The following is a 22,250-nucleotide window of genomic DNA, read 5'->3' as shown; positions in this document are numbered from 1 at the left end:
TGTAAACGGCGCTAGCGCAGGCTGGCCGCCATCTGCTTCAGCCGTTCGGCGGTGCGCTCGTCCGCCGGAAAGAACGTCTCCAAAGCCAGCTCCGACAGCGTGATGTCAACGGGCGTGCCGAACACCATGGTGGTGGAGAAGAAGCTGAGGATCTCGCCATTGTGGCGCAGCTTGAAGGGGATCGCGACATTGTCGGCGGGCAGCGGCGCCGAACGCGCCGGGATGGGATAGCTCTTCAGGTCGTTGTAGAGCTTGATCAGCTCCGGATCGGCCGTCGCCTCGCATTGGCGGTGCAGCCGCTCCAAGAGATGCCCGCACCATTCCGCGAGATTGACCGTGCGCGGCGCCAGCGCCTCCGGATGGAACGCGAGCCTGAGCACGTTGAAGGGCTGGCCGAGCAGCCGCTGCGGGATGCCGTCGAGCAACGGCGCCACCATGCGGTTGGCCGAGACCAGGTTCCAGTGCCTGTCCACCGCGAGCGCCGGATTGGGCTCATGCGCCCTCAGCACGAGGTCGATCGCCTGGCGGGCTGATTTCAAGGCGGGATCCTCCAGCGGGCGCTGCGGAAAGGCCGGTGCGAAACCGGCCGCGACCAGCAGCACGTTGCGTTCGCGCAGGGGCACGTCGAGACGCTCGGCGAGCCGGAGCACCATGTCGCGCGAGGGCGCGGCGCGGCCGGTCTCGACGAAGCTCAGATGCCGCGCCGAGATCTCCGCCTCGCCCGCGAGATCGAGCTGGCTCATGCGGCGGCGCTGCCGCCATTCGCGCAAATGGTCGCCGATATGGACCGGCTGGCTGCGTTCGGCCTGTGCCGTGGATGCATGTGCGTTCATGACCAGAAACCTAGCATGCGGATTTCGGCCCTTCCATTACCCGCGAGGTAATCGAAATGGGGCGCGGGCGCGCGCATTTTCGGTCGCAACAGGAGATGACCATGATCGCGCTGCTGCTCTACCGGACCGTCGCAGACCACGTCTTGCCCTGGGCCATGGCGTTCGCAAGCCGGATGCTGGCACGCGGCCTCAACATGCCCGAGCCGCTGGTGCATTCGACCGGCGACTATGTCCTCGCGCAGGTCATCGCCTTCGAGCACGGCGTCGCGAAGAGCCTCTGTCCGTTCCGTCTCGCCCGCCTGCTCCGCGCCTGGTGGCGCGGACTGCATTGAATTCTACCCAGCCCAAGCAAGGAGACCTACGATGATCGACGCATCCACCTTCCTGCGCCGTGCCCTGCTCGCCGACGCCATCTTCAGCGGCATCGCCGCTCTCGGCTTCACCTTCGGCGCGAGCGCGTTCGCAGCGCTGCTCAACCTGCCCGAAGCGCTGCTGCGCGAGACCGGCCTGTTCCTGATCGCCTACACCGCCCTGGTCGGCTGGCTCGCCTCGCGGGCTACGGTAGCGAAACCGCTCGTCCTGCTGGTCGTGATCGGCAACGCGGCCTGGACCGTCGGCAGCATCGCGCTGCTGCTCTCGGGCGCGGTGTCGCCGAACCTCGCCGGCGAGCTGATGGTCGTCGCGCAGGCGATCGCGACCGGCGTGTTTGCCGAGCTGCAATTTCTGGGGTTGCGGAAGAGTGCGGGTGCGGTGACGGCGTGAGGCCGCATCCGCAGCTGTCGTCGCCCGGCCTTGTGCGCAATTGCGCACTGGACCGGGCGACCCAGTATTCCAGAGACGCTGAGGAATACGGAGAAGCCGCGGCGTACCGGATGCCCCGCCCCCCGTGCGCAATTACGCACTAGGCGGGGCATGACAGTGTCGCTACGCCTGCGCGCGGCCGTTGGCCTTGCCGAACGCGTGGCCGTTGAGCTTCTTCTTTTTGGCGGCCTTGGGGCCCGCCTTCTTGGCCGTCTTGCGCTCGCTACGCGCCTTCACCTTGGCGCGTTCGGCCCGGGCCTCGGCACGCAGCTTCTTGCGCTTCTTCTCGCAGGAGGCGCACTTGCAGCCGATCGGCTTCAGATAGGCTTTGAAATAGTCGGTGCCGTAATCGTAGTTGATCTCGTCGCCCGGCTCGATGTTCCTGATGGCGCGGATGAACACCTTGCGCTCGCGCGGGCGGACGTCCGACTCGGCATTCGGCCTGCAGGAATGGTTGATGTAGCGCGCGAGGTTCTTGCGCACCGAGCCGTCGATGGTCCAGCGGCCGTTGAGCTCGAACAGATATTTGTTCTCGATCTCGTCATGCGCCGGGATGCGCGAGTCCAGGATCGGCCCGAAATAGCGGATGATCCTTGTACCCTTCTTGATCGGCATGGTGGCGAAGAGGCCAAGGCCGGTCTTGGAACGGCCGACGCGATAAGCTTTGCTGGAAGCGGTGATGGGCATGATCGAATGAGATGACGCGAACGAGGCGCGCTAAGCGCGGGCGGAAGCCGCCCTTCTAGAACGATTCCGCGCCGCTGTCAGGCCTATCCCGCCCTTGTTTGAACCTTGCCCACAATGAAGACGTCTGATGAAGGGAGTTCCCGCGACTTCAAGGCGTCATGATGAACCATGCCCGCACAAGCCTGGCCGTTCTGATGAGCTGCATCGCCCTGAACGGTGCCGCCGCCCAATCCATGGGCAGCAGCTACACCTCCACCGCGCCCAAGAACTGCCGACAGGTCGGCAAGCCCAGCGAGCTCGACGGCAGCACGACGCGCATCTGTCCAGGCAAGGACGGCCTCATGGTGCTGATCGCCGAGGACGATCTGCGCGAGATCGTCTCGGTCGGGCGCAATCGCAAGGTCGCGGCCGAGGAACCCGCGGCAAAGGTCTGGTTCGCCCCGTTCAATTCATCGGAGACGACCGTCGAATGGCGCGCGGCGGGCACTAAGCCGTTCGCGATCATCCAGCGCTGGCACATCGCTGACAACGCCGATCCCGACAAGCAGGGACGGCCGAACACCAGGGACATGCTGGTCGTGACCCGGCTGCCGCCGGGCCCGGTCTGCCACGTCGCCTATGTCGATGCGATCGCCAACCCGAACGCCAACGAGCTCGCGCGCAAGGCCGCGGACGATGACGCGCGCAGCTTCACCTGCGGCAAGGACGAGGTGAAGATCGTCGGCACGCGTGGCCGCGCCGTCGAACTCGCGACCATGCGCTAAAGCGCCGAACAGCCGCTACACGGGAGGTTTCGTGGTGATGGGCGCGGTCAGCATCGACTCGAGCAGGCGTTCGGCCGTCGTCCCCTCGGGCAGCCGCTCCAAAATATCCTTCAGCCGGCCGTCGAGCAGCAGCGTGGTAAAGCCGTGCACCATCGACCAGGCCCGCGCGATCGCGGCGCCCTGGCTCAGCGTCAGCGCATCGCCGCTGATCTGCTCCTGCCGCATCATGCCGACAGCGTTGGCAAGTCCGGCGAAAGAGGCCTCGGCCGCCTCGTGGAGCGACGGTCTGGAATAATCCAGCCGCTCGGTGCGGAACATGATGCCGTACATGCCGGGATGGGCCTGCGCATAGGCGACATAGGCCTTCGGCCGCGCCAGTGCACGTTCGAGCGGCGTGGTCGCGCTGTCGCAAGCCGACGCCATCGCGGCGTTGAACTGGCGAAAACCGACGGCGGCAAGCTCACTGAGAAGTCCGGTGAGATCACCGAAATGATGCGTCGGCGCCGCATGCGAGACGCCCGCCTCGCGCGCCACCGCGCGCAATGTCAGGCCGGCGAGCCCGTCGCGCTCGAGCACGCGTTCGGCGGCCTGAAGCAGCGCTTCGCGCAGGGCACCGTGATGATACGGCGTCTCGGTCTTCGCACTCATCGCGCGGCGTGCCGGACGCGATGCAGCGGTCGACGTCGTTTTTCTGGGGGCACGCGAGCTTCGCGCCGTTTCGCCCTTGGTGTCGGTCTTGGCCATTTGCAAGCTATATGACGCAATATTGACAGTGTAAAGATTTCACTTGACGAAAGCCGAGATCGGGCCTATTCGATCTTTACGATGTAAAGATATGGGAGGATAGCCGTGCAACACGACGCCGTCGCCGAGCGCCGCAACAATATCGCGCCGATCCCGTTCGAGGCCGACGCCCCCTTCCTCAAGATCATCGGCGAATTGCCGCGCGAGCTGAACGGCACGCTCTATCGCAACGGCCCCAATCCGCAGTTCGATTCTCCCGGCGCGCACTGGTTCGTCGGCGACGGCATGCTGCACGCCTTTCATCTCGAAAACGGCCGCGCCAGCCATCGCAACCGCTGGGTCCGCACGCCGAAATGGCTGGCCGAGCACGACGCCGGCCGCGCGCTGTTCGGCGGCTTCGGCCGCAAGCTGCCGGATGCGCCTGCAAACCTCACCGATGGCGGCGTCGCCAACACGAACATCATCTTTCATGCCGGCAAGCTGCTGGCGCTGGAAGAAGCGCATCTGCCGACCGAGATCGAGCCGGGCACGCTGGCAACGCGCGGCTATCACAACTATCAGGGCCGCGTCGCCGGCAGCTTCACGGCGCACCCGAAGGTCGATCCCGTCACGGGCGAGCTGATGTTCTTCGGCTACAACGCCGCGGGTCCGCTGACGCCTGCCCTCTCCTACGGATCGATCGACGCCACCGGCAAGGCGACGCGCTTCGAACGTTTCGAGGCGCCCTATGCCAGCATGGTGCACGACTTCATCGTCACCGCGAACCACGTGCTGTTTCCGATCCTGCCCATCACCGGCAGCATGGAGCGCGCGATGAGCGGACGGCCGCCCTATGCCTGGGAGCCGGACAAGGGCGCCTATGTCGGCGTGATGAAGCGCAGCGGCACGGCGAAGGACATCGTCTGGTTTCGCGGTGAAGCCTGCTACGTCTTCCACATCATGAATGCGTGGGAGGACGAGAACCGCATAGTCGCCGACGTCATGCAGTTCGAGGAGGCGCCGCTGTTTCCGCACCCCGACGGCCGGCCGACAGATCCGGAGAAATCGCGCGCCCGCCATTGCCGCTGGACGTTCGATCTCTCCGGGAATACCGACCGCTTCCAGCAGACATACCTGGACGATCTCACCGGCGAATTCCCGCGCATCGACGATCGCCGCGCCGGACTGAAGAGCCGTCACGGCTGGTACGCCTGCGCCAATCCAAAACTGCCGATGTTTGGCGCGCTGTCCGGTATCGTCCATGTCGACGGCAACGGCAGGCGGCTCGGGCATTACCTGCTCCCTGCCGGCGACACCATCTCCGAGCCTGTCTTCGTCGAGCGATCGACGGATGCGCCCGAGGGCGACGGCTGGCTGCTCGCGGTGGTCTGGCGCGCGCGGGAAAACCGCAGCGATCTCGCCGTGTTCAATGCCACCGACATCGAAGCCGGCCCCGCCGCATTAGTGCAGCTCGGCCACCGCGTGCCGGACGGCTTTCACGGCAATTGGGTGGGCGCGGCGTAGCTCTCGTCATTCCGGGGCGCACCACGTGGCGCGAGCCCCGGAATGACGACAGGGGAGTTTTCCATGCACATGCCCTCAATCACCGCGGATTGCGCTGCCCTCCTCGCCCTGACCGGTGCTGCGCTCGCATTCCAGATGATCCGGTTGCGGCGGAGCCGCCATACCATCTTCAACGGCGGCATCTTGCTCTGCCTCGTTCTGTCGGTCGCTGCCGCGCTCCCGCTCCTTCCATGGGCGGAATTGGCCGCGGAGGCCTCCGACCAAGCCGTTGCAGCCCTTCATTTTTTAGAGGTCGCCTACGTTATTTTGACACTGTAAAGATTTTGCTTGACCCGGGCCTGGTCCGGAAGTAGGAATCTTTCCATTGTAAAGATCGGTCCGACCGAGGCGGCCCATGGCGATTTTCCTGATCCTCGCGCCCTATGGCGCCTACACCTTCCTGATGCTGGTGACGTCGGCCATGATCAGCGTGTTTGCGGCATCGGCGATCTGCCTCGCCACCGTCGCGATCGATGTCGCGCGCGGTCGCTCGGTGAAGGTCCTGGCCGCGGGCTCCGCGATCGTGTTCGCCGAATCGGCCTTTACCTTGCGCTGATCGACCCCGCCCTCGGCCCGCTCGGCGTCAAGCTGTCGGTCGACATCGGCATCTTCGTCATCTCGCTCGGCTCGATGCTGCTGCGCCGCCCCTTCACGCTGCAATATGCGGTCGAATCCGTCCCGGCCGAGACCGCGGCGATGCCCGGCTTTCTCACTGCCAATTACGTCATCACCGCCGCATGGACCGTCGCCGCGCTGTTGATGGCGGCAGCCAATCTCGTGCTGCTCTACATCCCCGGCCTGCCGCTCTGGTCGAGCCTGGCGGTCGCCTTCGCCGCCCGCAACTGCGCGATCTACTTCACAAAATGGTATCCCGAGTATCGCCAGATCAAGTACGGTACGCCCGCCCGCGCTCTTCCCGGCGCCCGCTGAACAGGATCGACGATGAAGGACGTATTCGCCCGCCTCGCCTCCGATTTCCTCTCCGCCATCGTCTTCCTGGCCGTCTACCTCATCACCGACAACGTCGTGCTGGCAACGTCGGTGGCGATTGCAGGCGCGATCGCGCAGGTGATCTATGCCCGGGTCAAGGGGCAGCAGCTCAACTACATGACCTATGCGAGCCTCGCGCTCGTCGTCGTGCTCGGCACGGTCACGCTGCTGACCAACGATCCCCGCTTCATGCTGGCAAAACCTTCGATCGCACATTTTGCAATCGGTGCCATCATGCTCAAGCGCGGCTGGATGCTGCGCTACATGCCGCCGATCGTCACCGAGACCGTCCCGGAATATGTGACCGCTGCGGGCTATGCCTGGGCCGCGCTGATGTTCGTGATCGGCGCCGGCATGATCGCGGTCGCCGCCACCGGCGATCTGAAGCTGTGGGCGTTCTACATCACGGTGGTCGCAGGCGGCGCCAAGATCCTGGCCTTCGCCGTGCAGTACGTGGTTCTCAGGCTCATCGTCACGAGCCGCCGGCGCGCCGCTGCCCGCGCCTAAATGCCTCCAATGCAGGGTTAGGCAGGAGCTGCGAGTTGGGCTATAGGCTCGCTCAGGACTGGCCGCGGATCGTCGCAGCCCGCCGGGATTTGTTCGGGAGACGGGAATGGCCGTAGACGGCAACTGGAATCTGACCATGACGACGCCGATGGGCGACCGCCAGGCGACGCTGAGCGTGAAGGCTGCAGACGGCACGCTCACGGGCACGCAGGGCGCGGAAGGTAATACCGCCGAGATTTTCGACGGCACCGTCTCTGGCGACAACGTCTCCTGGAAGGTCTCGATCACCAACCCGATGCCGCTCACGCTCGAATTCACCGGCACGGTCTCCGGCGACAGCATCAGCGGCGAGATGGGCATCGGCCCTATGGGCAGCTTCCCGTTCACGGGCGCTCGCGCGTAAGCGCGCGCTGCACCGATGCGTACGCTCCGTCTCATCGCGGCGACGATCCTGTGTGTCGCGACACAGGCAGCGCGCGCGGATGACACCGAACCGGCGTGGCGCGCAAGCGCGCTCGCCATGGTGCCGGCAGGCTATGTCGCAGGCCTCGCCTACCACACCGAAGGTACGACCGGCTATCTCGCCGTCTATCCGGCGACGTCCAACGATCCGAAGACACCTGCAAGCGTGTTCGCCGCGCGCCAGGCTCTCGTCGTGACGCTGACGGCTGATGCGGCGCACGCGATATCGGCCGAGTTGAAGCCGCGCAGCGAACCGGCCCCTGACAACGACGACAACGATTTCACAAAGCTGCACACTGAACTTGCCGCGAAACGCGCAAGCCTGCCTGATGGTACCGAGCCCTGCGATCTCGGCGCCTGGTCCATCGACAAGGACCCGAACGGCCTCAACGTGCGCGCTGAGCCCTCAGTGAAAGCGCGCGTGCTCGGCGCGCTGCCGCCGCCCTACAAGCTCAAGCTCGGCGGCGCCGAGAACACGCCTGACGGCGGCTGGCTCACCGAATTCCGCATCATCGGCTTTAGGGACGGCTGGTTCCTGATCGAAGGCGCGAGGCCCCCGGGCAAGGATTACGAGGACGAGAAGCGATACCCACGGAGCGCGCCAAAACCCTACTCGGGACGCGGCTGGGTTGCGTCGAACAAAGTCGGCGCGAATTACGCCAATGGCTACACGCGCGCGGGTGGACTGTTCCAGGCGCCATTCACCGACGCCAAATGGATGCCGGCGCAGCACGAGTACGGCGGCCCGATTGACGGTGACGGCGGACCAAAGCGGCTATTGGCGTGCAGCGGCTTCTGGGCTCTGGTCGAAAGCCACGACGGCGTGCGTGGCTGGTGGCGTTCGCTGTGCTCCAACCAGGTCACGAATTGCAGCTAGGGCGGATCAAGACTTCGCCGATGACTCCCCTTGTCATACGCGGGCTAGACCCGCGTATCCATCTTTCTTGAAGAGTGATGGATGGCCGGGTCAAGCCCGGCCACGACATCTCAGCCCAAATTCAACTCCTTGAAGAAGTCATTCCCCTTGTCGTCGACGATGATGAACGCGGGGAAATCGACGACCTCGATGCGCCAGATCGCTTCCATGCCGAGCTCGGGATATTCGAGCACCTCGACCTTCTTGATGCAGTGCTCGGCGAGGTTCGCCGCCGCACCGCCGATCGAGCCGAGATAGAAGCCGCCGTATTTCTTGCAGGCCTCGCGCACGGCCGGCGCGCGGTTGCCCTTGGCGACCATCACCATCGAGCCGCCGGCAGCCTGGAACTGGTCGACGAAGGAATCCATGCGGCCCGCGGTGGTCGGACCGAACGCGCCTGAGGCGTAGCCGTCGGGCGTCTTGGCGGGGCCGGCGTAATAGACCGGGTGGTTCTTGAAGTAGTCCGGCAGCGGCTCGCCCTTCTCCAGCCGCTCGCGCAGCTTGGCGTGGGCAGAGTCGCGCGCGACGATCATGGTGCCGGTCATCGAGACGCGCGTCTTGATCGGGTACTTCGAGAACGTCGCCAGAATGTCCTTCATCGGCTGGTTGAGATCGATCTTGACGACCTCGCCGCCGAGCGACTGCTCGACCTGCGGCAGGTACTGCGCCGGGTTATGCTCGAGCTCCTCGAGATAGATGCCGTCCTTGGTGATCTTGCCCAGCACCTGGCGGTCGGCCGAGCAGGACACGCCAAGCCCGATCGGGAGCGAGGCGCCGTGGCGCGGCATGCGGATCACGCGCACGTCGTGGCAGAAATATTTTCCGCCGAACTGCGCGCCGACACCGAGCGACTGCGTCATCTTGTGGATTTCCTTCTCCATCTCGACGTCGCGGAAGGCGTTGCCGTCGGGCGAGCCGTGGGTCGGCAGCGCATCGAGATAGCGGGCGGAGGCGAGCTTCACCGTCTTCATGCAGAGCTCGGCCGAGGTGCCGCCGATCACGATGGCGAGGTGATAGGGCGGGCACGCGGCGGTGCCGAGCGTGAGGATCTTCTCCTTGAGGAACGCGAGCAGCCGGTCCTTGGTCAGGACGGACGGCGTCGCCTGGAACAGAAAGCTCTTGTTGGCGCTACCGCCGCCCTTGGCCATGAACATGAACTTGTAGGCGTCGTCGCCTTCGGCGTAGATCTCGCACTGCGCCGGCATGTTGTTGGCGGTGTTCTTCTCCTCGTACATCGACAAAGGCGCGACCTGCGAGTAGCGCAGATTGCGGCGCAGGTAAGCATCGCGCGCGCCTTCCGACAGCGCCGCCTCGTCGTCGCCGTCGGTGATGACGTTGCAGCCCTTCTTGCCCATGATGATCGCGGTGCCGGTGTCCTGGCACATCGGCAGCACGCCGCCGGCCGCGATGTTGGCGTTCTTCAAGAAGTCCAGCGCGACGAACTTGTCGTTCGGGCTCGCCTCACTGTCCTCCAGGATCGAGCGGAGCTGCTTCAGATGGCCGGGGCGCAGATAATGGTTGATGTCGCCAAAAGCCGCCTCCGACAGCGCCCGCAGCGCCTCGCGCGAAACGACCAGCATGTCCTTGCCGAGGACCTTCTCGACCCTGACGCCCTCGGACGAGATCTTCTTGTAGGGCGTCTCGTCCTTGCCCAGCGGGAACAGCGGGGTGTGCTTGTAGGGCGGAACGGGCTTGGACTGGTCGGGGAAAGCGGTGGGAGCGTTCATGGGGCGAATCTCGGGGTTTTGGAGCCCTGGCGGGCCGCTAGCATAGAAGCGTTCTAAGCTTTTTTGCCGCAAAGTGAAGGCGTTCTGGCGCGGCCGTGGCATCCCGAATCGGCGACAAGACGGCCCTTTTCCGGGCCGATCTCCGCGGAGATGCGTCGCCGTCATTGTCCCCGGGAAGGCCCGGCCCCCTTGCACTCCGAGCGCGACGAAGGTTGAATGCGCGCCCTCAGGGGCTTTTCATCATGATTTTCAAACTGAACGTCCGCGGCGCGATCCTGGTCGCCGCCGCCATCACCGGACTTGTGGCTCTCGCCTCGCCTGCGCGCGCCGATCGCTGCGACGACAGCGCCAAGGAGCTAGCGAACCAGGTCGACCGCCTCAAGGTGAATTTCCGCGCCGGCAACGTCGTTTACCTGACGCACCCGGCCGCCAAGGAGCTGTCGGTGGGTTGCCGCGGCGACAAATATTCCATCGAGCTCTATGCCAAGGGCGACCGCAAGCCGACGCCGGAGTTTTACGCGCTCGTGGGATCGATGGCGGCGATCGTCTTCACCGTGACCAAGGACGACACCACGACCGGCGCGACGCGCTGCCTGAAGCGGATGGGCCTCTTGCGCGGCGACAAGATCAGCATGCGCTACCGGCGGCTCAACATGGAATGCACCCGCACCAAGACGGACGCGTCCATCGCGATCACGCGCGGCAAGGACGAATAGGGACACTCGCTCTCTCCGCGCACCGACAGACGCATGTAGCGCAACGCCATTCGCCGCGCACTCCGTCAAGCGAGCCAACGGGTCCGCGCGAAGCGCGGCCCGATGACAAGCTCCGCGAAGCAATCCAGAGTCCCTCGGTAGTGACAGTCTGGATTGCTTCGTCGCAAGGGCTCCTCGCAACGACGGGCAGAGGTCTCGTCGTCTCACGAAATGGCGCAGTAGCAGCGCGAAAGCTGCCTGCTCCACCGCACCAATCCCTCGCATTTTAACGATTGCCTTGAAGGAAATTTCGCTCCTCCCGAGGCAGGTTGAATTGTTTCCATGTGTGAGGATTTGTGGATGAGCGTTTCTACCGTTGCGCCGCCGCCGATCGCGATCGTGGTGCCGAGCTACGACACGACCAAGCAGCAGGACGACCAGACCAAGACTGAGGACGCTGAGGCGACCTACAAGCCGCAGCCACCCGCGCCGCTGCCGCCGGGTCAGGGCACGCGGATCGATCAGCTCGCCTGATCCGCCTTCCAAAGGATGAAGCGCCCGATCCGGTCGATCGGGCTTTTCGCGTGTCCGGCCGCATCTTTGCCGGATAGCCGGACCACACTCGTGCGCGCCCGAGTCTGGGAGCCGCGCATGATCGCACGCCTCTTGCTGCAGAACACGATCTTCGTCGTCGCGACGGGCGCACTGTTGTTCGCTTCTGCCGGCACGCTGCATTGGCCGTCAGCCTGGGTCTTCCTCGTCATCTCCGCCCTGCTCGGTCCGCTCTGCGGCTGGTGGCTCTACCGGCTCGATCCGGCACTTTTGGCAGAGCGTCTGCGTCCAGTCATCCAGAGGGACCAGCCTCCGGCCGACAAGGCCTTCATCACCGCCTTGATCGTGGCGATGTTGGCCTGGCTGGTCGTGATGGGGCTGGACCGGCGCTGGCATGCATCCGACATGCCGCTTGCCTTGCTGGTTCTCGGCTTCGTGCTGTTCCTGCTCTGCATGCTGTTCACGATGTCAGTGTTCCGCGAGAACTCGTTTGCAGCGCCCGTGGTGAAGCTGCAAGCCGAGCGCGCGCAGCGCGTGATCTCGACCGGCCCCTATGCTCATGTGCGCCATCCCATGTACAGCGGCATGATCCTGTTCTTCGCCGGCCTGCCGCTGGCGCTGGGCTCGTGGTGGGGACTGGCGATGGCGCCACTGTTCCTTGCTGTTTGTCGTCCGCATCGGCATCGAGGAGCGCACGCTGCGCGAGGGCCTGCCGGGTTATGCCGCCTATGCTGCGCGGGTGCGCTACCGTCTGGTGCCGGGCGTGTGGTGAGTGCGCATACGCGCCCTGCGACAGGCGAGCGTTTTCCGGACCGACTAATTGTCCAGCTCGCGATAGCGGCGGAAGATGCCCTGCTCGTTGAAGGGAATGCGGCGTTCACTGGCAAGGTAGGCCTTGACGTTCGGCCGCGCCGCGATGCGATCGTGCAGGCCGATGAGGCCGGGGACATCTTTCTCGAACGCCTTCATGCGCTTGGGAAACGCGTAGCGCAGCCCGGCGACGATCTGGAACAGCGAGAGATCGACGTAAGTGAGACGGCGGCCGATGACGTAAGCGCCGCCATTGTCGTCCAGAAGCTGCTCGAAATAGCCGAGATATTTCGGCACGCGCTCGTCCCAGAACTCGGCCGAGCGCTTCTTCGCAGGCGCCTTCTGGTCCTCGTAATACATCGAAGGTCCGAGCGGATGATGGGTGTCGTGAATCTCGACCACGAGATCGGTAATGGTGAGCTGAAGCTGGTGCACCCAGAGTTTTCCGGCCTCCGTCTTCGGCGCGAGCCCGTGGCGGCTACCGAGATAGAGCAGGATATTGGCGGTCTGGCCGATGACGAGCTTGCCGGCTTTCAGGAACGGCGGAGCGAAGGGCGGCGTGCCCTTGTGCGCATCCATCATCTTCATCATTGCACCGGAGCCGCGCGGCCCCCGCGCGACGTCGACGTAAGCGGCACCCGCCTCCTCCAGCGCCAGCCGCACATATTCGCCGCGGCCCTGGATCTCGGGCCAGTAGTAGAGCTCGTATTTCATGGGAGGGGTCCGTGAACGTGGGAGCAACCGGACCAATGTAACATGCAGCTCAGGGTTCCGTCAGGGTGAGACAGAACAGCCACGCGACATACTCGGTCATTGCGAGCACAGCGAAGCAATCCAGACTGTCTCCCCGGACAGACTCTGGATTGCTTCGTCGCAAGAGCTCCTCGCAATGACGGAGGAGAGAGCTTCGCGCCTCAATTCAATTCGACGCGAAACAGTAGAACAGGCCGTCGCCGCCGGTGCTCTTCAGATCGGCCTGCGAGCAGCCGCCATCGGGGCCGCGCGAGGGGTGAGAGCTGTTCCAGGACTTTGACGGTTCGTCGTCGCGCAGGCCCTTACGATCGGCATGGCCGACGACCGCAGCACCTTGCGTACTCGACGTCCAGTTCTTGCAGGTCTTGTCGTCACCCGCGGCAAAAGCGGTGCCGTCGGCCTGCGATCCCGTGAGGATGTCGTGCCGGTTCGGCGTGTCGCCGGCGCCGTTGTTGACCTCGCCCTTCTCGCTGAGTGCCGTCTGCTTGGTGAGGTTGTTGGCGGGACCGTGCAGGTCGGCAACGTCCTTGGCGATGACGGCGCCCTTGGCATTCTGCCACGGTCCCTTGCCGATGCGATCGCGCGCGTTGACGGCCGGCTTGCCGTCGGCGGCCTGAGTCGAGAGATAGGCGCGCCAGGTCTTGGTCGCGGCGCCGGCGGCCTGGGCGAGCTTCTGGCACTGCGCGTCGGCTCCCTCCAGGCCGCCGAGATCGGCGCCCTTGCCCGGGCCGTTGGAGGTCACGAAGAACGTCATGTCAGCCGACTGCGCGTGCGCGGATGGCGCCGCGAGCAAGGCCAACGTAAGCGCGAACCCTGAAATCGTCACGGATCTTCCGATACGGATCATTTCGTCCTCCCAAACGTGTTTTTCGTTCGCCGTCTGACTTCAACCCGAGGCGCGCCCGCTTATTCCGATGCCGCGCTGCGGGACGCCCAAAAGAAAAAGGCGCCGTGCCGAAGCACGACGCCCTGGTTTCTCATCTCGTCTGCGATCAGTTGGTCTGCTGGATCGCCGACAATTCCCAGCCGCCGTTCGGGCGACGGGCGAAGGTCCAGATCTCGGTGGCCTCGCCCGGCTGCTCGCTGCCGGCGACGATCGCGCCGGTGTTGCGGTCCACCGTCTTGTCGGTGAGCGCGAAGCGCAGCGCCACCGTGGCGTAGTCGGTCTCGCCTTCGCGCCAGGCTTCCGCGAGGTCGCCCTGCAGCAGCTTCACGTTGCTGGTCTTGTTGACGACGTTGCGCGCGCGGTTCTGGGCCAGGTCCTGCTCGAAATAGGAGACCATTTCCGGCGTCGCGAGCGTGTGCAGCTTGGCCACATCCTCGTTCGACCAGGCGGTCTGGATCTCGCCAAGCAGGCGCTCGAACGCTTCATAGTCGTCCGGCTTGATCTCAAGCGGCGCGTTGTTGGCGCCGAAGCCGAAGCCGCCAAGTCCACCGCCGAGGCCGCCGCCACCGAGGCCGCTGCGGTAGTTCGTCTGCGGTCCCGGACCGGCGCTGGCGTCAGCATTGGCATAGGCCGCCTGCGGCGAGTGGCGGCGCTGCCACCAGGACATCGCCAGCCGCACCACCAACACCACCAGCGCGATCTGGATGATCAGGCCAATGATCGACGACAGGCCGCCAAGGCCGCCAAACAGGCCGCCGCCGAACAGCATGCCGAGCAGGCCTGCACCCAGGAAGCCGGCCGCAAGGCCGCCCATGAAGCCGCCGGCGCGGCCGAACAGGCCGCCGCGCGCGGGCGCAGCGGCGGCCGAGTTCATGCCTGCACCCGGCTGGGTGTAGGTGCGGTTGAACTGCGAGGTCGAGCCCGGCGCGGTCGTGGTCGAGGGCGGCGCCGAATAGGTGCGCGAGCCGCGCGAACCCGACGACATGCCGCCACCGACGCGTGCGTCAGCGGACGAGATGGCGAGCGCGGTCGGCAGCGCAAGCGCCAGCACGACGGCGATCGTCTTGAAGAGAGAGCGGGATCGTTGCGAGAAAGTCATGTGCGTTTCCCAAATCCCCGGCATGGGGACGTGGCCCTAAGATGGGCAGACTTCCCGAAAAGTGAAGCCGGTTTCGGAACCGATGGCTGCGGCCCTCAGTCGCGGGGATGTGGCAAAAGCCCATATTTGACGGGGGTTTGGCCGGGCTGCACGGGGAACCGTGGTCGCCCGTTACCGGCGGGTCTACGCGGTTGGTTCCGGTTTTTCCTCGCGTCCTCGTCATCGCGAGGAGCCCCTGCGACGAAGCAATCCAGACGGCCGCCACGGAGAAGTTGCGCGCACATGCCTCGCCAATGTCGTCCTGGCGAACGCCAGGACCCATTACCCCAAGAGGCGGTTTGGCGAAGACTGGTCGTTCCGGATTTGGCGGCGCGCACGAACGCGAGATCACGCGGTATGGGTCCTGGCTTTCGCCAGGACGACGGCGGAGGTAGGTGCGCGTCGGCGCAATCTTTCGGGCCCGCGCCTCACCCCTGCTTCGTCATCGTCTCCTTCACCGCCGCCACGAGCTGGCTGAGCGTGAACGGCTTTGGCAGGAAGTCGAACTGCTGGCCTTCGGGCAGGCTCTTCTCGAAGGCGTCCTCGGCGTAGCCGGAGACGAAGATGAACTTGATGTCGGGATTCTGCTCGCGCATCGCCTTGAGCAGCGTCGGGCCGTCCATCTCCGGCATCACGACGTCGGAGACGACGAGATCGATCGCGCCGCTTTGCTCCTCCAGCACCTCCATCGCCTCGACGCCGTTCTCGGCCTCGACCACGGTATAACCGCGCGAGCGCAGGCCGCGGGCGTTGAGGGCGCGCAGGCCCTCCTCGTCCTCGACGAGAAGGATCGTGCCCTGCCCGGTGAGATCGGTGCGCGGCTTCCCCTCTGCCGGCGCGGCAGGCGCGGCTTCCTTCGCGGCGCCATTGGCCGCGCTGGCCGCGGGCTGCTCGACCTGCACCTCGGCCTCGGCGTGGTGGCGCGGCAGGAAGATGTGGAACGAGGTGCCCTGCCCCGGCTCGGAGTCCACATAGATGAAGCCGCCGGTCTGCTTGACGATGCCATAGACCGTCGAGAGACCGAGGCCGGTGCCCTTGCCGACCTCCTTGGTCGAGAAGAACGGCTCAAAGATCTTGTCGCGGATGTCGGCCGGAATGCCGGTGCCGGTGTCGGCGACCTCAATCCGGACATAGTCCGCCGCCGGCATGCCCTTGTAGGCGAGCTTGCCCGCGTCTTCCGTCGTGACATTGGCGGTGCGGATGATCAGCTTGCCGCCGTCGGGCATGGCGTCGCGCGCGTTGACCGCGAGGTTGACGATCACCTGCTCGAACTGGGAGACGTCGACCTTCACCGGCCAGAGGTCGCGGCCGTGGATCAGGTCGAGCTTGACCTTCTCGCCGATCAGCCGGCGCAGCAGCATGGTGAGATCGCTCAAGGCATCGCCGAGATCGAGCACCTGCGGCCGCAGCGTCTGGCGGCGCGAGAACGCCAGCAGCTGCCGCACCAGGGTCGCGGCGCGCGTTGCGTTCTGCTTGATCTGCATGATGTCCTGGAACGACGGGTCGGTCGGCTTGTGCGCGTTCAGCAGGAAATCGTTCGCCATCATGATGGCGGAGAGCACGTTGTTGAAGTCGTGGGCGATGCCGCCGGCGAGCTGGCCCACCGTCTCCATCTTCTGCGACTGGTTGATCTGGTTCTCCAGCGCGCGCCGCTCGGTGGTCTCGAGCATGTGCACGATGGCGGCTTCCGCCTCGTTCTCGGCTGCGTCCACCGGCGTGACGAAGAACTGGCCCCAGCGCTCCTTGGTCCCTTCCAGCGCCACCTCGACCGGGGCGACGTCGGCCTGTCCCTCGGCGGCCTGGTTGATGGCCGCGATCAGCAGTTGACGATCGCGCGAATTGACCGCGCGGAAGATCGACTTCGAGGCACTGTCGAGCCCGAGCGCCTGCCCGAGCTTGGCATAGCGCGCATTGGCACGCACGACGTTGCCGGCACGGTCGACGGTCGCGATCGCCATCGGGGTGTGGTCGAAGAAGCGCATGAAGCGGACTTCGGCGGCGCGATCGGGGTCGCTGCGCTCGTCGCGGGCGCGGCTGATGACGAGGGTGCGCGACGGCCCCGGCGCGCCGTCGGCGCCGAAGGCAAGCTTGTGATAGAGCCGCACCGGCATGGTCTTGCCGGTCCGCATGCGCAGGTCGATGTCGAAGACCTCGGTCTTCACCTCGCCCGGCACCGCCACGATCGCGGTGAGCAACGAGGCGCCGTCGCCGGAGACGATGTCGGTCAGCTTCAAGCCGCCCGAGCCGATCTCGGCGAGGTCATAATCGAGCCAGTTCGCCAGCGTCGCGTTGACATAGGCAAGCTCGCCGGCCGGGTTGACCGAGAAGAAGCCGCACGGCGCGTGGTCGAGGTATTCGATGGCGTGCTGGAGTTCCTGGAACACGTCCTCCTGGCGCTCTCGGTCGCGGGTAATGTCGGCGATCGACCACACCGCGTATTTCGCCTCGCGCTTGCCGGTGCCGAGCGGGCGCACGCGCATGCGCAGCCAGCGGCCCTGGCTGCCGTCATGGCCGGAGATACGCACCTCCTCCTGCTGGCGCTTGCCCTCGCGGGCGGCTTTCAGCAGGCGGAACACGGCTTCGGAGACGTCGGGGTTGCCGATGAAGACGCGCTCCACGGGGCGCACGTCCTGCGGGCCGCTGGCGCCGGTCAGCGTCAGATAGGCCGCGTTGGAATAGACCACGTGTCCGCGCGCATCGGTGACGGCAAGCCCGTCGAAGGCGTGATCGGAGATGCGGCCAATGATGGGATCATCGAGACTACGGTCGGCGAAGCGGATGATACCGGCGGCAAAGGCGAACAGGTTGAACAGGCCGACCATCGCCAGCACGGCGAGGATGCCGAGGATATAGGGCTGCGCCTGCGCGCGGCCGAGCGTCATCAGCCCGACGGCGACCGCGACGAGGCCGGCGGCCACCAGCAGCACCAGCGCAATGCTGCCCGAGCGCGGCGACGGCTCGTGCGCCGCAACGGGCTCGCGTGTGAGGTCGTGGTCGGTCTCAGCAGTCATCTCGAGCTGGCGCAGCCTGTTGGCAGAGAATCAACGCGCTGCCGCGCGCGCAGGGCCTTCCCTGCCTCAATCGGCCCCTGAGGTGCAAGGGCGGCAGGGCTGAAAGGTACGCTGATTCCCATATTACAGCCATTTCCGGTACTTTTCGGGGGGGTTTTAGCCGCGCCCGGCGCGGAATCCCTGTTTTAGCCGCATGACGTAGCCGATGACCTCGGCGACCGCATGGTAGTGCTCGGTCGGGATTTCTTGGTCGATGTCGACGGTGGCATAGAGCGCGCGGGCCAGCGGCACGTTCTCGACGATCGGGATGTCGTGCTCGCGCGCGATCTCCCGGATCTTGAAAGCGAGGTTGTCGACGCCCTTGGCGACGCAGATCGGCGCCGACATGCCGCGCTCGTAGGACAGCGCCACCGAATAATGGGTCGGGTTGGTGATGATCACCGAGGCCTTGGGAACCGCCGCCATCATGCGCTTCTTGGCGCGCTGCTGCCGGAGCTGCCTGATCTTGCCCTTGATGTGCGGGTCGCCTTCGGACTGCTTGAACTCTTCCTTGATCTCCTGGAGCGACATCTTCTGCCGCTGGAACCAGCTGCGGTACTGGAAGAAATAGTCGGCGATGGCGATGATCGCGAGCGCGGCGACCACCGCACCTAACAGATGGACGGTCATGCTGGTGCTGGCGCCGAGCATCGCGGCCGGATCGAGCCTGACCATCGCCTCCATGCGGTGACGTTCCGGCCACAGGATCATGGTCATGACCACGCCGAGCGCGATCAGCTTGCCGATGCCCTTAAGGAAGTTCGCCGCCGCCTGCTTGCCGAAGATGCGCTTGAAGCCGGCGCCGGGCGAGATCTTGCTGAACTTGGGCTTCAGGGATTCGGCCGACCACACCAGGCGGTGCTGGAGCATGTTGCCCGCGATCGCCGCCAGCACCAGCATCAGCAGGGGCACGCCGACCGCCGCGAGCACGGCGACTTCGATCTGCTGCATCAATTTGAGCAGGTTCCCGCCGTCGGTCTTGATCATCCAGGAATTGGCGAGCAGGTTGCGCATCGGCGTCACCAGCCCGCTGCCGACCGAGCCCGAGAAGGTCGAGACCACGAGCGTGCCGCCGGCGATCATGAACCAGGTGTTGATCTCCTGGCTCTTGGCAACGTCGCCGCGCTCGAGCGCATCGTCGAGACGTTTTTGCGTCGGGTCTTCTGTTTGACTTTCTGGATCGTTGTCTTCCGCCATCGATCCCTCGTTACCTGAGCGGCATCATCTGGTGCATGACACCGATGAAATAATCGAGATACGTGCCCATCATCGCGGTGAGCACCACGGCGAGCACCAGGAAGCCCGCGAAGATCGACAGCGGCACGCCGACGAAATAGACCTGCATCTGCGGCATCAGCCGCGCCAGCACGCCAAGACCGATGTTGAAGACGAGGCCGAACACCAAAAACGGCCCCGAGAGCTGCAGGCCGAGCCGGAACGCCGCGGCGAAGGCACGCGTCGCCAGCGAAGCGACATCGCCGCTCGACACCGTCTCGCCCGGCGAGAAGATGGTGTAGCTGTCGTTCAGCGCCGCGATGACCAGGTGATGGCTGTCGGTGGCGAACAGCAGCGTCACCCCCAGCATGGTCAGGAAGTTGCCGACCAGCACGCCCTGCTGTCCCTGGGTCGGATCGACCGAGGTGACGAAGCCGAGCCCCATCTGCTGCGCGATCACGGAGCCCGCGACCTGGAGCGCCGACAGCGTCACCCGCGCGGTCGCGCCCAGCACGATGCCGATCGCGATCTCATGCAGCATCAACACCAGCATCGGCGCCAGCGACCCCATGTCGACGTGGTAGGCGTCGCGATGCAGCGGCAGGATGATCAGCGTGAGCAGCAGCGCGATCGACAGCTTGATCCGCGTCGGGATGTTGGTCTCGCCGAGGCCCGGCAGCAGCATCACCATCGCGCCGACCCGGGCGAAGGCGAGCATGAAGGACGCGGCGAGCGCCGGCAGCAGCGAGACGTCGATGCGCATAGCGGGCGCATTGTGCCTCAGCCACCGATGATTCGCGACGAGATCCGCAGCATGTGGGCATGGAGCGAGTCGGCCATGAACGGCAGCGCCAATAGCATTGTGGCGAAGATGGCCAGGATCTTCGGCACGTAGATCAGCGTCTGCTCCTGGATCTGCGTCAGCGCCTGGAACAGCGAGACGATCACGCCGACCACGAGGCCGACCACCATCAGCGGCGAGGACACGATCACGATGGTCCAGATCGCGTCACGCGCGACGTCGAGGGTCTCGGGTCCGGTCATTTTCGATTTCTCACTTCCAGTAATTTCCGTCATTCCGGGGCGCGCGAAGCGAGAGCCCGGAATCTCGAGATTCCGGGTTCGCGCTTCGCGCGCCCCGGAATGACAGCATCCGTCAGATCGGCATCTTCATGATGTCTTCGTACGCCGAGATCACGCGGTCGCGGACCGAGACCAGGGTGGAGACGGCGACGTCGGTGTCGGCGACCGCCGTCACCACGTCCATCACGTTGGCCTTGCCGGCGGCCATCGCCACCGTCTGCGCGTCGGACTTGCGGCCGGATTCCATCACGCTGCCGACGGCGTCTTTCAGCAGCGAGGCGAAGGATTGCCCGCTCGGCTCGCTGCCCTTGCCGGCGCCGCTGTTCTCCAGCACGCGGGCGAGGTTGGCATAGGCGTTGGCGGCGATTGTCGGTGATGCCATGGCTCAAATGTCCTGTTCAGCTCTTGAGGATGTCGAGCGTGCGCTGGATCATCCGGCGCGTCGCACTGATGATGTTGAGATTGGCCTCGTAGGACCGCTGCGCATCGCGCATGTCGGTCATCTCGACCACCGAGTTCACGTTGGGATATTTGACGTTGCCGGTCGCGTCCGCCGCCGGATTGTTCGGCTCGTATCTGACGCGGAAGGCGGACTGGTCGGGCTTGATCCGGCCGAGTGTGACGACCTGCGCGTCGAGCGTGCGGTCGAGCGCCGAGGAGAAGGTCGGAACCTTGCGCCGGTAGGGATCGCCGCCCGCTGACTGCGAGGTCGAATCTGCGTTCGCGATGTTTTCCGAGATCACCCGCATACGTCCAGCCTGCGCGCGCAGGCCGGACGTCGCGATCGCCATCGAGCGGGCAAAGTCGCTGCTGTCATTCGCCATGATGCGGTTCCCCTAGCTCTTAACCCTTGCCGATCGCCGTCTTGAGCAGATGCAGGCTCTTGGAATAGAGCGAGGTCGCCGCCGCGTAGTCCATCTGGTTGCTGGCGGCCTTCGTCATCTCCTCTTCGAGATTGACGGCATTGCCCGCCGGGCGTGTCTCGAAGCCGGCATTCTTGTTCTGGTCGAAGCCCGAGGCCGCGCCTGACGGCTTCATGTGCGAGGCGCTGGTGACGGTCATCGCCAGGGGACCCATCGAGCCCGTGACGGCGCCGCTCTTGTCGAGCTTCGGCTCGACCAGGTCGCGCGGCCGGAATTTGGGCGTATCGGAGTTGGAGACGTTCTCGGACAGGACCCGCTGACGCTCCTGATGCCACTGCATCTTGGTGCGAAGCGCCGACAGCACCGGGAGGTCGTTGATGGACATCGTTGCGGCTCCTTCCGCCGTCGGACTTGTGTCCGAAGCTAGGCAGAATTTGCCGCCTGTATGGTTAACAGCTGGTTAAGGATCCTGCCGGGACATGTCCCCGGGCGGGACACGACCTTGCGATCCCGTGATTCTACGCACCAAAAAGCGGCATTAACCCAACCGCTTGGCCGCTCACGCACGGGCCAAGAAGTCGTTTTGGATCGAGCGATTCATGGGTTATTAAGAGTTGGGGACGGCAAAACTTGCCGTGGAACGTTAAGAGATCGCAGTTTGGGGCATCGTACGCCGGTGGTTGGCGCAGCTGACCACGGGCGCGAGAACAGCGCCATTTGTCGGGGACAAGTATGCAAGGCAGCCCTATCACCTTCATCGTCGCGTTCATCGTCGTTCTGGCGTTGATCGGCGTCGCTGCATGGCTGGTCCGCCGATTCGCCGGCAGCCGGATCGGCGCCAACACCCAGCGCGGCCGGATGCCCCGGCTTGCCGTGATCGATGCCGCCGCGGTCGATGGCCGGCGCCGCCTGGTGCTAGTCCGGCGCGACAATGTCGAGCATCTCCTGATGATCGGCGGCCCGACCGACATCGTCGTCGAGCCCAATATCGTGCGCGCCGCGCCCGGCCGCGACCAGCTCCCGCAGCGCCCCAACGCCGCCGAACCGCCGCGCCTCGCCCCCATGCCCGATGCCGGCGCCTGGGCCGACGAAGCGCCGCGGCCCGAACTGCTCGATCATCCCGAGCCGCAAATGCCCGAGCCGCCGCCGCCGCGGCCCGCGCGGCCGTCCTTCGCCGACGAAGTGCGCCGGCCCGCTCCCGCTCTGGCCGAACGCCGCGGCGAGCCGGCCCT

At 65.4% G+C, this 22,250-nt stretch carries 26 protein-coding genes and 2 pseudogenes; 13 read left to right on the top strand and 15 right to left on the bottom strand.

Annotated features, from left to right (window positions below; all coding sequences use genetic code 11):
• Window positions 1–11: 11 nt before the first annotated feature.
• Window positions 12–833, bottom strand: coding sequence for a helix-turn-helix domain-containing protein (locus XH79_RS32890; RefSeq protein WP_271584373.1), 822 nt, complete (start codon window positions 831–833; stop codon window positions 12–14).
• Between the two features lie 101 nt (window positions 834–934).
• Between XH79_RS32890 and XH79_RS32885 the strand changes: the two genes are divergently transcribed.
• Together XH79_RS32885 and XH79_RS32880 are read left to right on the top strand one after the other, a co-directional pair.
• Window positions 935–1,165, top strand: a complete 231-nt coding sequence (locus tag XH79_RS32885) for a hypothetical protein (protein ID WP_271584372.1) — start codon at window positions 935–937, stop codon at window positions 1,163–1,165.
• A 31-nt stretch (window positions 1,166–1,196) separates the two neighbouring features.
• Window positions 1,197–1,595, top strand: coding sequence for a hypothetical protein (locus tag XH79_RS32880; RefSeq protein ID WP_271584371.1), 399 nt, complete (start codon window positions 1,197–1,199; stop codon window positions 1,593–1,595).
• Window positions 1,596–1,757: 162 nt separating this feature from the next.
• Here the strand turns inward: XH79_RS32880 and XH79_RS32875 are convergent, their stop codons facing one another.
• On the bottom strand, window positions 1,758–2,321 hold the full coding sequence (locus XH79_RS32875; RefSeq protein WP_271584370.1) for an SET domain-containing protein: 564 nt from the start codon (window positions 2,319–2,321) through the stop codon (window positions 1,758–1,760).
• A gap of 194 nt (window positions 2,322–2,515) precedes the next feature.
• Between XH79_RS32875 and XH79_RS32870 the strand changes: the two genes are divergently transcribed.
• Entirely contained in the window at window positions 2,516–3,085 is a 570-nt protein-coding gene (locus tag XH79_RS32870; protein WP_271584369.1) for a hypothetical protein, read from the top strand.
• A gap of 15 nt (window positions 3,086–3,100) precedes the next feature.
• Here XH79_RS32870 and XH79_RS32865 read toward each other — a convergent pair whose 3' ends face one another.
• Window positions 3,101–3,829 carry a TetR/AcrR family transcriptional regulator gene (locus XH79_RS32865; protein ID WP_271584368.1) on the bottom strand — a complete coding sequence of 243 codons (729 nt, stop codon included), beginning with the start codon at window positions 3,827–3,829 and terminating at the stop codon, window positions 3,101–3,103.
• 105 nt (window positions 3,830–3,934) lie between these two features.
• Here XH79_RS32865 and XH79_RS32860 point away from each other — a divergent pair, with 105 nt between their 5' ends.
• From XH79_RS32860 to XH79_RS32835, 6 genes and pseudogenes are all read left to right on the top strand, one after another.
• Complete coding sequence (locus XH79_RS32860; RefSeq protein ID WP_271584367.1) at window positions 3,935–5,332, top strand: carotenoid oxygenase family protein; 1,398 nt, start codon at window positions 3,935–3,937, stop codon at window positions 5,330–5,332.
• Between the two features lie 63 nt (window positions 5,333–5,395).
• Complete coding sequence (locus XH79_RS32855) at window positions 5,396–5,650, top strand: hypothetical protein (protein WP_212343030.1); 255 nt, start codon at window positions 5,396–5,398, stop codon at window positions 5,648–5,650.
• Window positions 5,651–5,726: 76 nt separating this feature from the next.
• Window positions 5,727–6,301: pseudogene (locus tag XH79_RS32850) on the top strand (hypothetical protein).
• 12 nt (window positions 6,302–6,313) lie between these two features.
• Window positions 6,314–6,868, top strand: coding sequence for an inner membrane-spanning protein YciB (locus XH79_RS32845; protein WP_080139138.1), 555 nt, complete (start codon window positions 6,314–6,316; stop codon window positions 6,866–6,868).
• Between the two features lie 106 nt (window positions 6,869–6,974).
• Entirely contained in the window at window positions 6,975–7,271 is a 297-nt protein-coding gene (locus tag XH79_RS32840; protein ID WP_212343027.1) for a hypothetical protein, read from the top strand.
• Between the two features lie 15 nt (window positions 7,272–7,286).
• Window positions 7,287–8,207 (top strand): SH3 domain-containing protein, encoded by a 921-nt coding sequence (locus tag XH79_RS32835; RefSeq protein WP_271584366.1) that lies wholly within the window; start codon window positions 7,287–7,289, stop codon window positions 8,205–8,207.
• A 110-nt stretch (window positions 8,208–8,317) separates the two neighbouring features.
• Here the strand turns inward: XH79_RS32835 and XH79_RS32830 are convergent, their stop codons facing one another.
• A complete protein-coding gene (locus XH79_RS32830; protein ID WP_271584365.1) occupies window positions 8,318–9,973 on the bottom strand; it encodes a fumarate hydratase in 1,656 nt (551 codons plus the stop codon).
• Window positions 9,974–10,215: 242 nt separating this feature from the next.
• Here XH79_RS32830 and XH79_RS32825 point away from each other — a divergent pair, with 242 nt between their 5' ends.
• Window positions 10,216–10,689 (top strand): hypothetical protein, encoded by a 474-nt coding sequence (locus tag XH79_RS32825; RefSeq protein ID WP_212343024.1) that lies wholly within the window; start codon window positions 10,216–10,218, stop codon window positions 10,687–10,689.
• A 339-nt stretch (window positions 10,690–11,028) separates the two neighbouring features.
• On the top strand, window positions 11,029–11,202 hold the full coding sequence (locus tag XH79_RS32820) for a hypothetical protein (RefSeq protein WP_212343023.1): 174 nt from the start codon (window positions 11,029–11,031) through the stop codon (window positions 11,200–11,202).
• On the opposite strand, the gene XH79_RS32815 is transcribed toward XH79_RS32820, so the two are convergent.
• Window positions 11,190–11,432 (bottom strand): hypothetical protein, encoded by a 243-nt coding sequence (locus XH79_RS32815; RefSeq protein WP_271584765.1) that lies wholly within the window; start codon window positions 11,430–11,432, stop codon window positions 11,190–11,192. The two genes, XH79_RS32820 and XH79_RS32815, sit on opposite strands and share 13 nt — an antisense overlap.
• Between XH79_RS32815 and XH79_RS32810 the strand changes: the two are divergent.
• A pseudogene (locus tag XH79_RS32810) lies at window positions 11,320–11,992 on the top strand (methyltransferase family protein). The gene XH79_RS32815 and the pseudogene XH79_RS32810 overlap by 113 nt on opposite strands.
• 44 nt (window positions 11,993–12,036) lie before the next feature.
• Here XH79_RS32810 and XH79_RS32805 read toward each other — a convergent pair.
• From XH79_RS32805 to flgB, 10 genes are all read right to left on the bottom strand, one after another.
• Complete coding sequence (locus XH79_RS32805) at window positions 12,037–12,744, bottom strand: glutathione S-transferase (RefSeq protein WP_271584364.1); 708 nt, start codon at window positions 12,742–12,744, stop codon at window positions 12,037–12,039.
• Between the two features lie 205 nt (window positions 12,745–12,949).
• A complete protein-coding gene (locus tag XH79_RS32800) occupies window positions 12,950–13,630 on the bottom strand; it encodes a lectin (RefSeq protein ID WP_271584363.1) in 681 nt (226 codons plus the stop codon).
• 145 nt (window positions 13,631–13,775) lie between these two features.
• Window positions 13,776–14,792: a Tim44 domain-containing protein gene (locus tag XH79_RS32795; RefSeq protein ID WP_271584362.1), complete on the bottom strand. Its 1,017-nt coding sequence runs from the start codon at window positions 14,790–14,792 to the stop codon at window positions 13,776–13,778.
• A 443-nt stretch (window positions 14,793–15,235) separates the two neighbouring features.
• Window positions 15,236–17,818 carry a cell cycle histidine kinase CckA gene (cckA, locus tag XH79_RS32790; protein WP_212343014.1) on the bottom strand — a complete coding sequence of 861 codons (2,583 nt, stop codon included), beginning with the start codon at window positions 17,816–17,818 and terminating at the stop codon, window positions 15,236–15,238.
• A gap of 156 nt (window positions 17,819–17,974) precedes the next feature.
• Complete coding sequence (gene flhB, locus XH79_RS32785) at window positions 17,975–19,054, bottom strand: flagellar biosynthesis protein FlhB (protein ID WP_212343012.1); 1,080 nt, start codon at window positions 19,052–19,054, stop codon at window positions 17,975–17,977.
• A gap of 10 nt (window positions 19,055–19,064) precedes the next feature.
• A complete protein-coding gene (fliR, locus tag XH79_RS32780) occupies window positions 19,065–19,835 on the bottom strand; it encodes a flagellar biosynthetic protein FliR (protein ID WP_212343010.1) in 771 nt (256 codons plus the stop codon).
• 17 nt (window positions 19,836–19,852) lie between these two features.
• Complete coding sequence (gene fliQ / locus XH79_RS32775) at window positions 19,853–20,116, bottom strand: flagellar biosynthesis protein FliQ (RefSeq protein ID WP_011088555.1); 264 nt, start codon at window positions 20,114–20,116, stop codon at window positions 19,853–19,855.
• Between the two features lie 112 nt (window positions 20,117–20,228).
• Window positions 20,229–20,537 (bottom strand): flagellar hook-basal body complex protein FliE, encoded by a 309-nt coding sequence (gene fliE / locus XH79_RS32770; protein ID WP_212343009.1) that lies wholly within the window; start codon window positions 20,535–20,537, stop codon window positions 20,229–20,231.
• A 16-nt stretch (window positions 20,538–20,553) separates the two neighbouring features.
• The gene (gene flgC, locus XH79_RS32765; protein ID WP_212343005.1) at window positions 20,554–20,979 is read right to left on the bottom strand and encodes a flagellar basal body rod protein FlgC; all 426 of its coding nucleotides are present in this window, start codon (window positions 20,977–20,979) and stop codon (window positions 20,554–20,556) included.
• Between the two features lie 19 nt (window positions 20,980–20,998).
• A complete protein-coding gene (gene flgB / locus XH79_RS32760; protein WP_271584361.1) occupies window positions 20,999–21,403 on the bottom strand; it encodes a flagellar basal body rod protein FlgB in 405 nt (134 codons plus the stop codon).
• Window positions 21,404–21,750: 347 nt separating this feature from the next.
• Here flgB and XH79_RS32755 point away from each other — a divergent pair.
• Window positions 21,751–22,250 (top strand): flagellar biosynthetic protein FliO (locus XH79_RS32755; protein ID WP_271584360.1); only part of this gene is annotated, 500 nt, incomplete at its 3' end.

The organism is Bradyrhizobium sp. CCBAU 45389 (assembly GCF_028128625.1).
Taxonomy (GTDB): Bacteria; Pseudomonadota; Alphaproteobacteria; order Rhizobiales; family Xanthobacteraceae; genus Bradyrhizobium; species Bradyrhizobium liaoningense_B.
Note: the sequence above shows the minus strand (reverse complement) of the source record. Positions and strands in the feature narration are given on the sequence as shown.

Coding starts and splice junctions, on each gene's coding strand:
- XH79_RS32855 (WP_212343030.1), top strand. CDS start 5,396: ATGCACATGCCCTCAATCACCGCGGATTGCGCTGCCCTCCTCGCCCTG.
- fliE (WP_212343009.1), bottom strand. CDS start 20,537: ATGGCATCACCGACAATCGCCGCCAACGCCTATGCCAACCTCGCCCGC.
- XH79_RS32815 (WP_271584765.1), bottom strand. CDS start 11,432: ATGACGAGGAAGACCCAGGCTGACGGCCAATGCAGCGTGCCGGCAGAA.
- XH79_RS32825 (WP_212343024.1), top strand. CDS start 10,216: ATGATTTTCAAACTGAACGTCCGCGGCGCGATCCTGGTCGCCGCCGCC.
- XH79_RS32870 (WP_271584369.1), top strand. CDS start 2,516: ATGAGCTGCATCGCCCTGAACGGTGCCGCCGCCCAATCCATGGGCAGC.
- XH79_RS32865 (WP_271584368.1), bottom strand. CDS start 3,829: ATGGCCAAGACCGACACCAAGGGCGAAACGGCGCGAAGCTCGCGTGCC.
- XH79_RS32800 (WP_271584363.1), bottom strand. CDS start 13,630: ATGATCCGTATCGGAAGATCCGTGACGATTTCAGGGTTCGCGCTTACG.
- flhB (WP_212343012.1), bottom strand. CDS start 19,054: ATGGCGGAAGACAACGATCCAGAAAGTCAAACAGAAGACCCGACGCAA.
- fliR (WP_212343010.1), bottom strand. CDS start 19,835: ATGCGCATCGACGTCTCGCTGCTGCCGGCGCTCGCCGCGTCCTTCATG.
- fliQ (WP_011088555.1), bottom strand. CDS start 20,116: ATGACCGGACCCGAGACCCTCGACGTCGCGCGTGACGCGATCTGGACC.
- flgB (WP_271584361.1), bottom strand. CDS start 21,403: ATGTCCATCAACGACCTCCCGGTGCTGTCGGCGCTTCGCACCAAGATG.
- XH79_RS32845 (WP_080139138.1), top strand. CDS start 6,314: ATGAAGGACGTATTCGCCCGCCTCGCCTCCGATTTCCTCTCCGCCATC.
- XH79_RS32805 (WP_271584364.1), bottom strand. CDS start 12,744: ATGAAATACGAGCTCTACTACTGGCCCGAGATCCAGGGCCGCGGCGAA.
- XH79_RS32880 (WP_271584371.1), top strand. CDS start 1,197: ATGATCGACGCATCCACCTTCCTGCGCCGTGCCCTGCTCGCCGACGCC.
- XH79_RS32875 (WP_271584370.1), bottom strand. CDS start 2,321: ATGCCCATCACCGCTTCCAGCAAAGCTTATCGCGTCGGCCGTTCCAAG.
- XH79_RS32885 (WP_271584372.1), top strand. CDS start 935: ATGATCGCGCTGCTGCTCTACCGGACCGTCGCAGACCACGTCTTGCCC.
- cckA (WP_212343014.1), bottom strand. CDS start 17,818: ATGACTGCTGAGACCGACCACGACCTCACACGCGAGCCCGTTGCGGCG.
- XH79_RS32890 (WP_271584373.1), bottom strand. CDS start 833: ATGAACGCACATGCATCCACGGCACAGGCCGAACGCAGCCAGCCGGTC.
- XH79_RS32830 (WP_271584365.1), bottom strand. CDS start 9,973: ATGAACGCTCCCACCGCTTTCCCCGACCAGTCCAAGCCCGTTCCGCCC.
- XH79_RS32820 (WP_212343023.1), top strand. CDS start 11,029: ATGAGCGTTTCTACCGTTGCGCCGCCGCCGATCGCGATCGTGGTGCCG.
- XH79_RS32795 (WP_271584362.1), bottom strand. CDS start 14,792: ATGCCGGGGATTTGGGAAACGCACATGACTTTCTCGCAACGATCCCGC.
- XH79_RS32840 (WP_212343027.1), top strand. CDS start 6,975: ATGGCCGTAGACGGCAACTGGAATCTGACCATGACGACGCCGATGGGC.
- XH79_RS32835 (WP_271584366.1), top strand. CDS start 7,287: ATGCGTACGCTCCGTCTCATCGCGGCGACGATCCTGTGTGTCGCGACA.
- flgC (WP_212343005.1), bottom strand. CDS start 20,979: ATGGCGAATGACAGCAGCGACTTTGCCCGCTCGATGGCGATCGCGACG.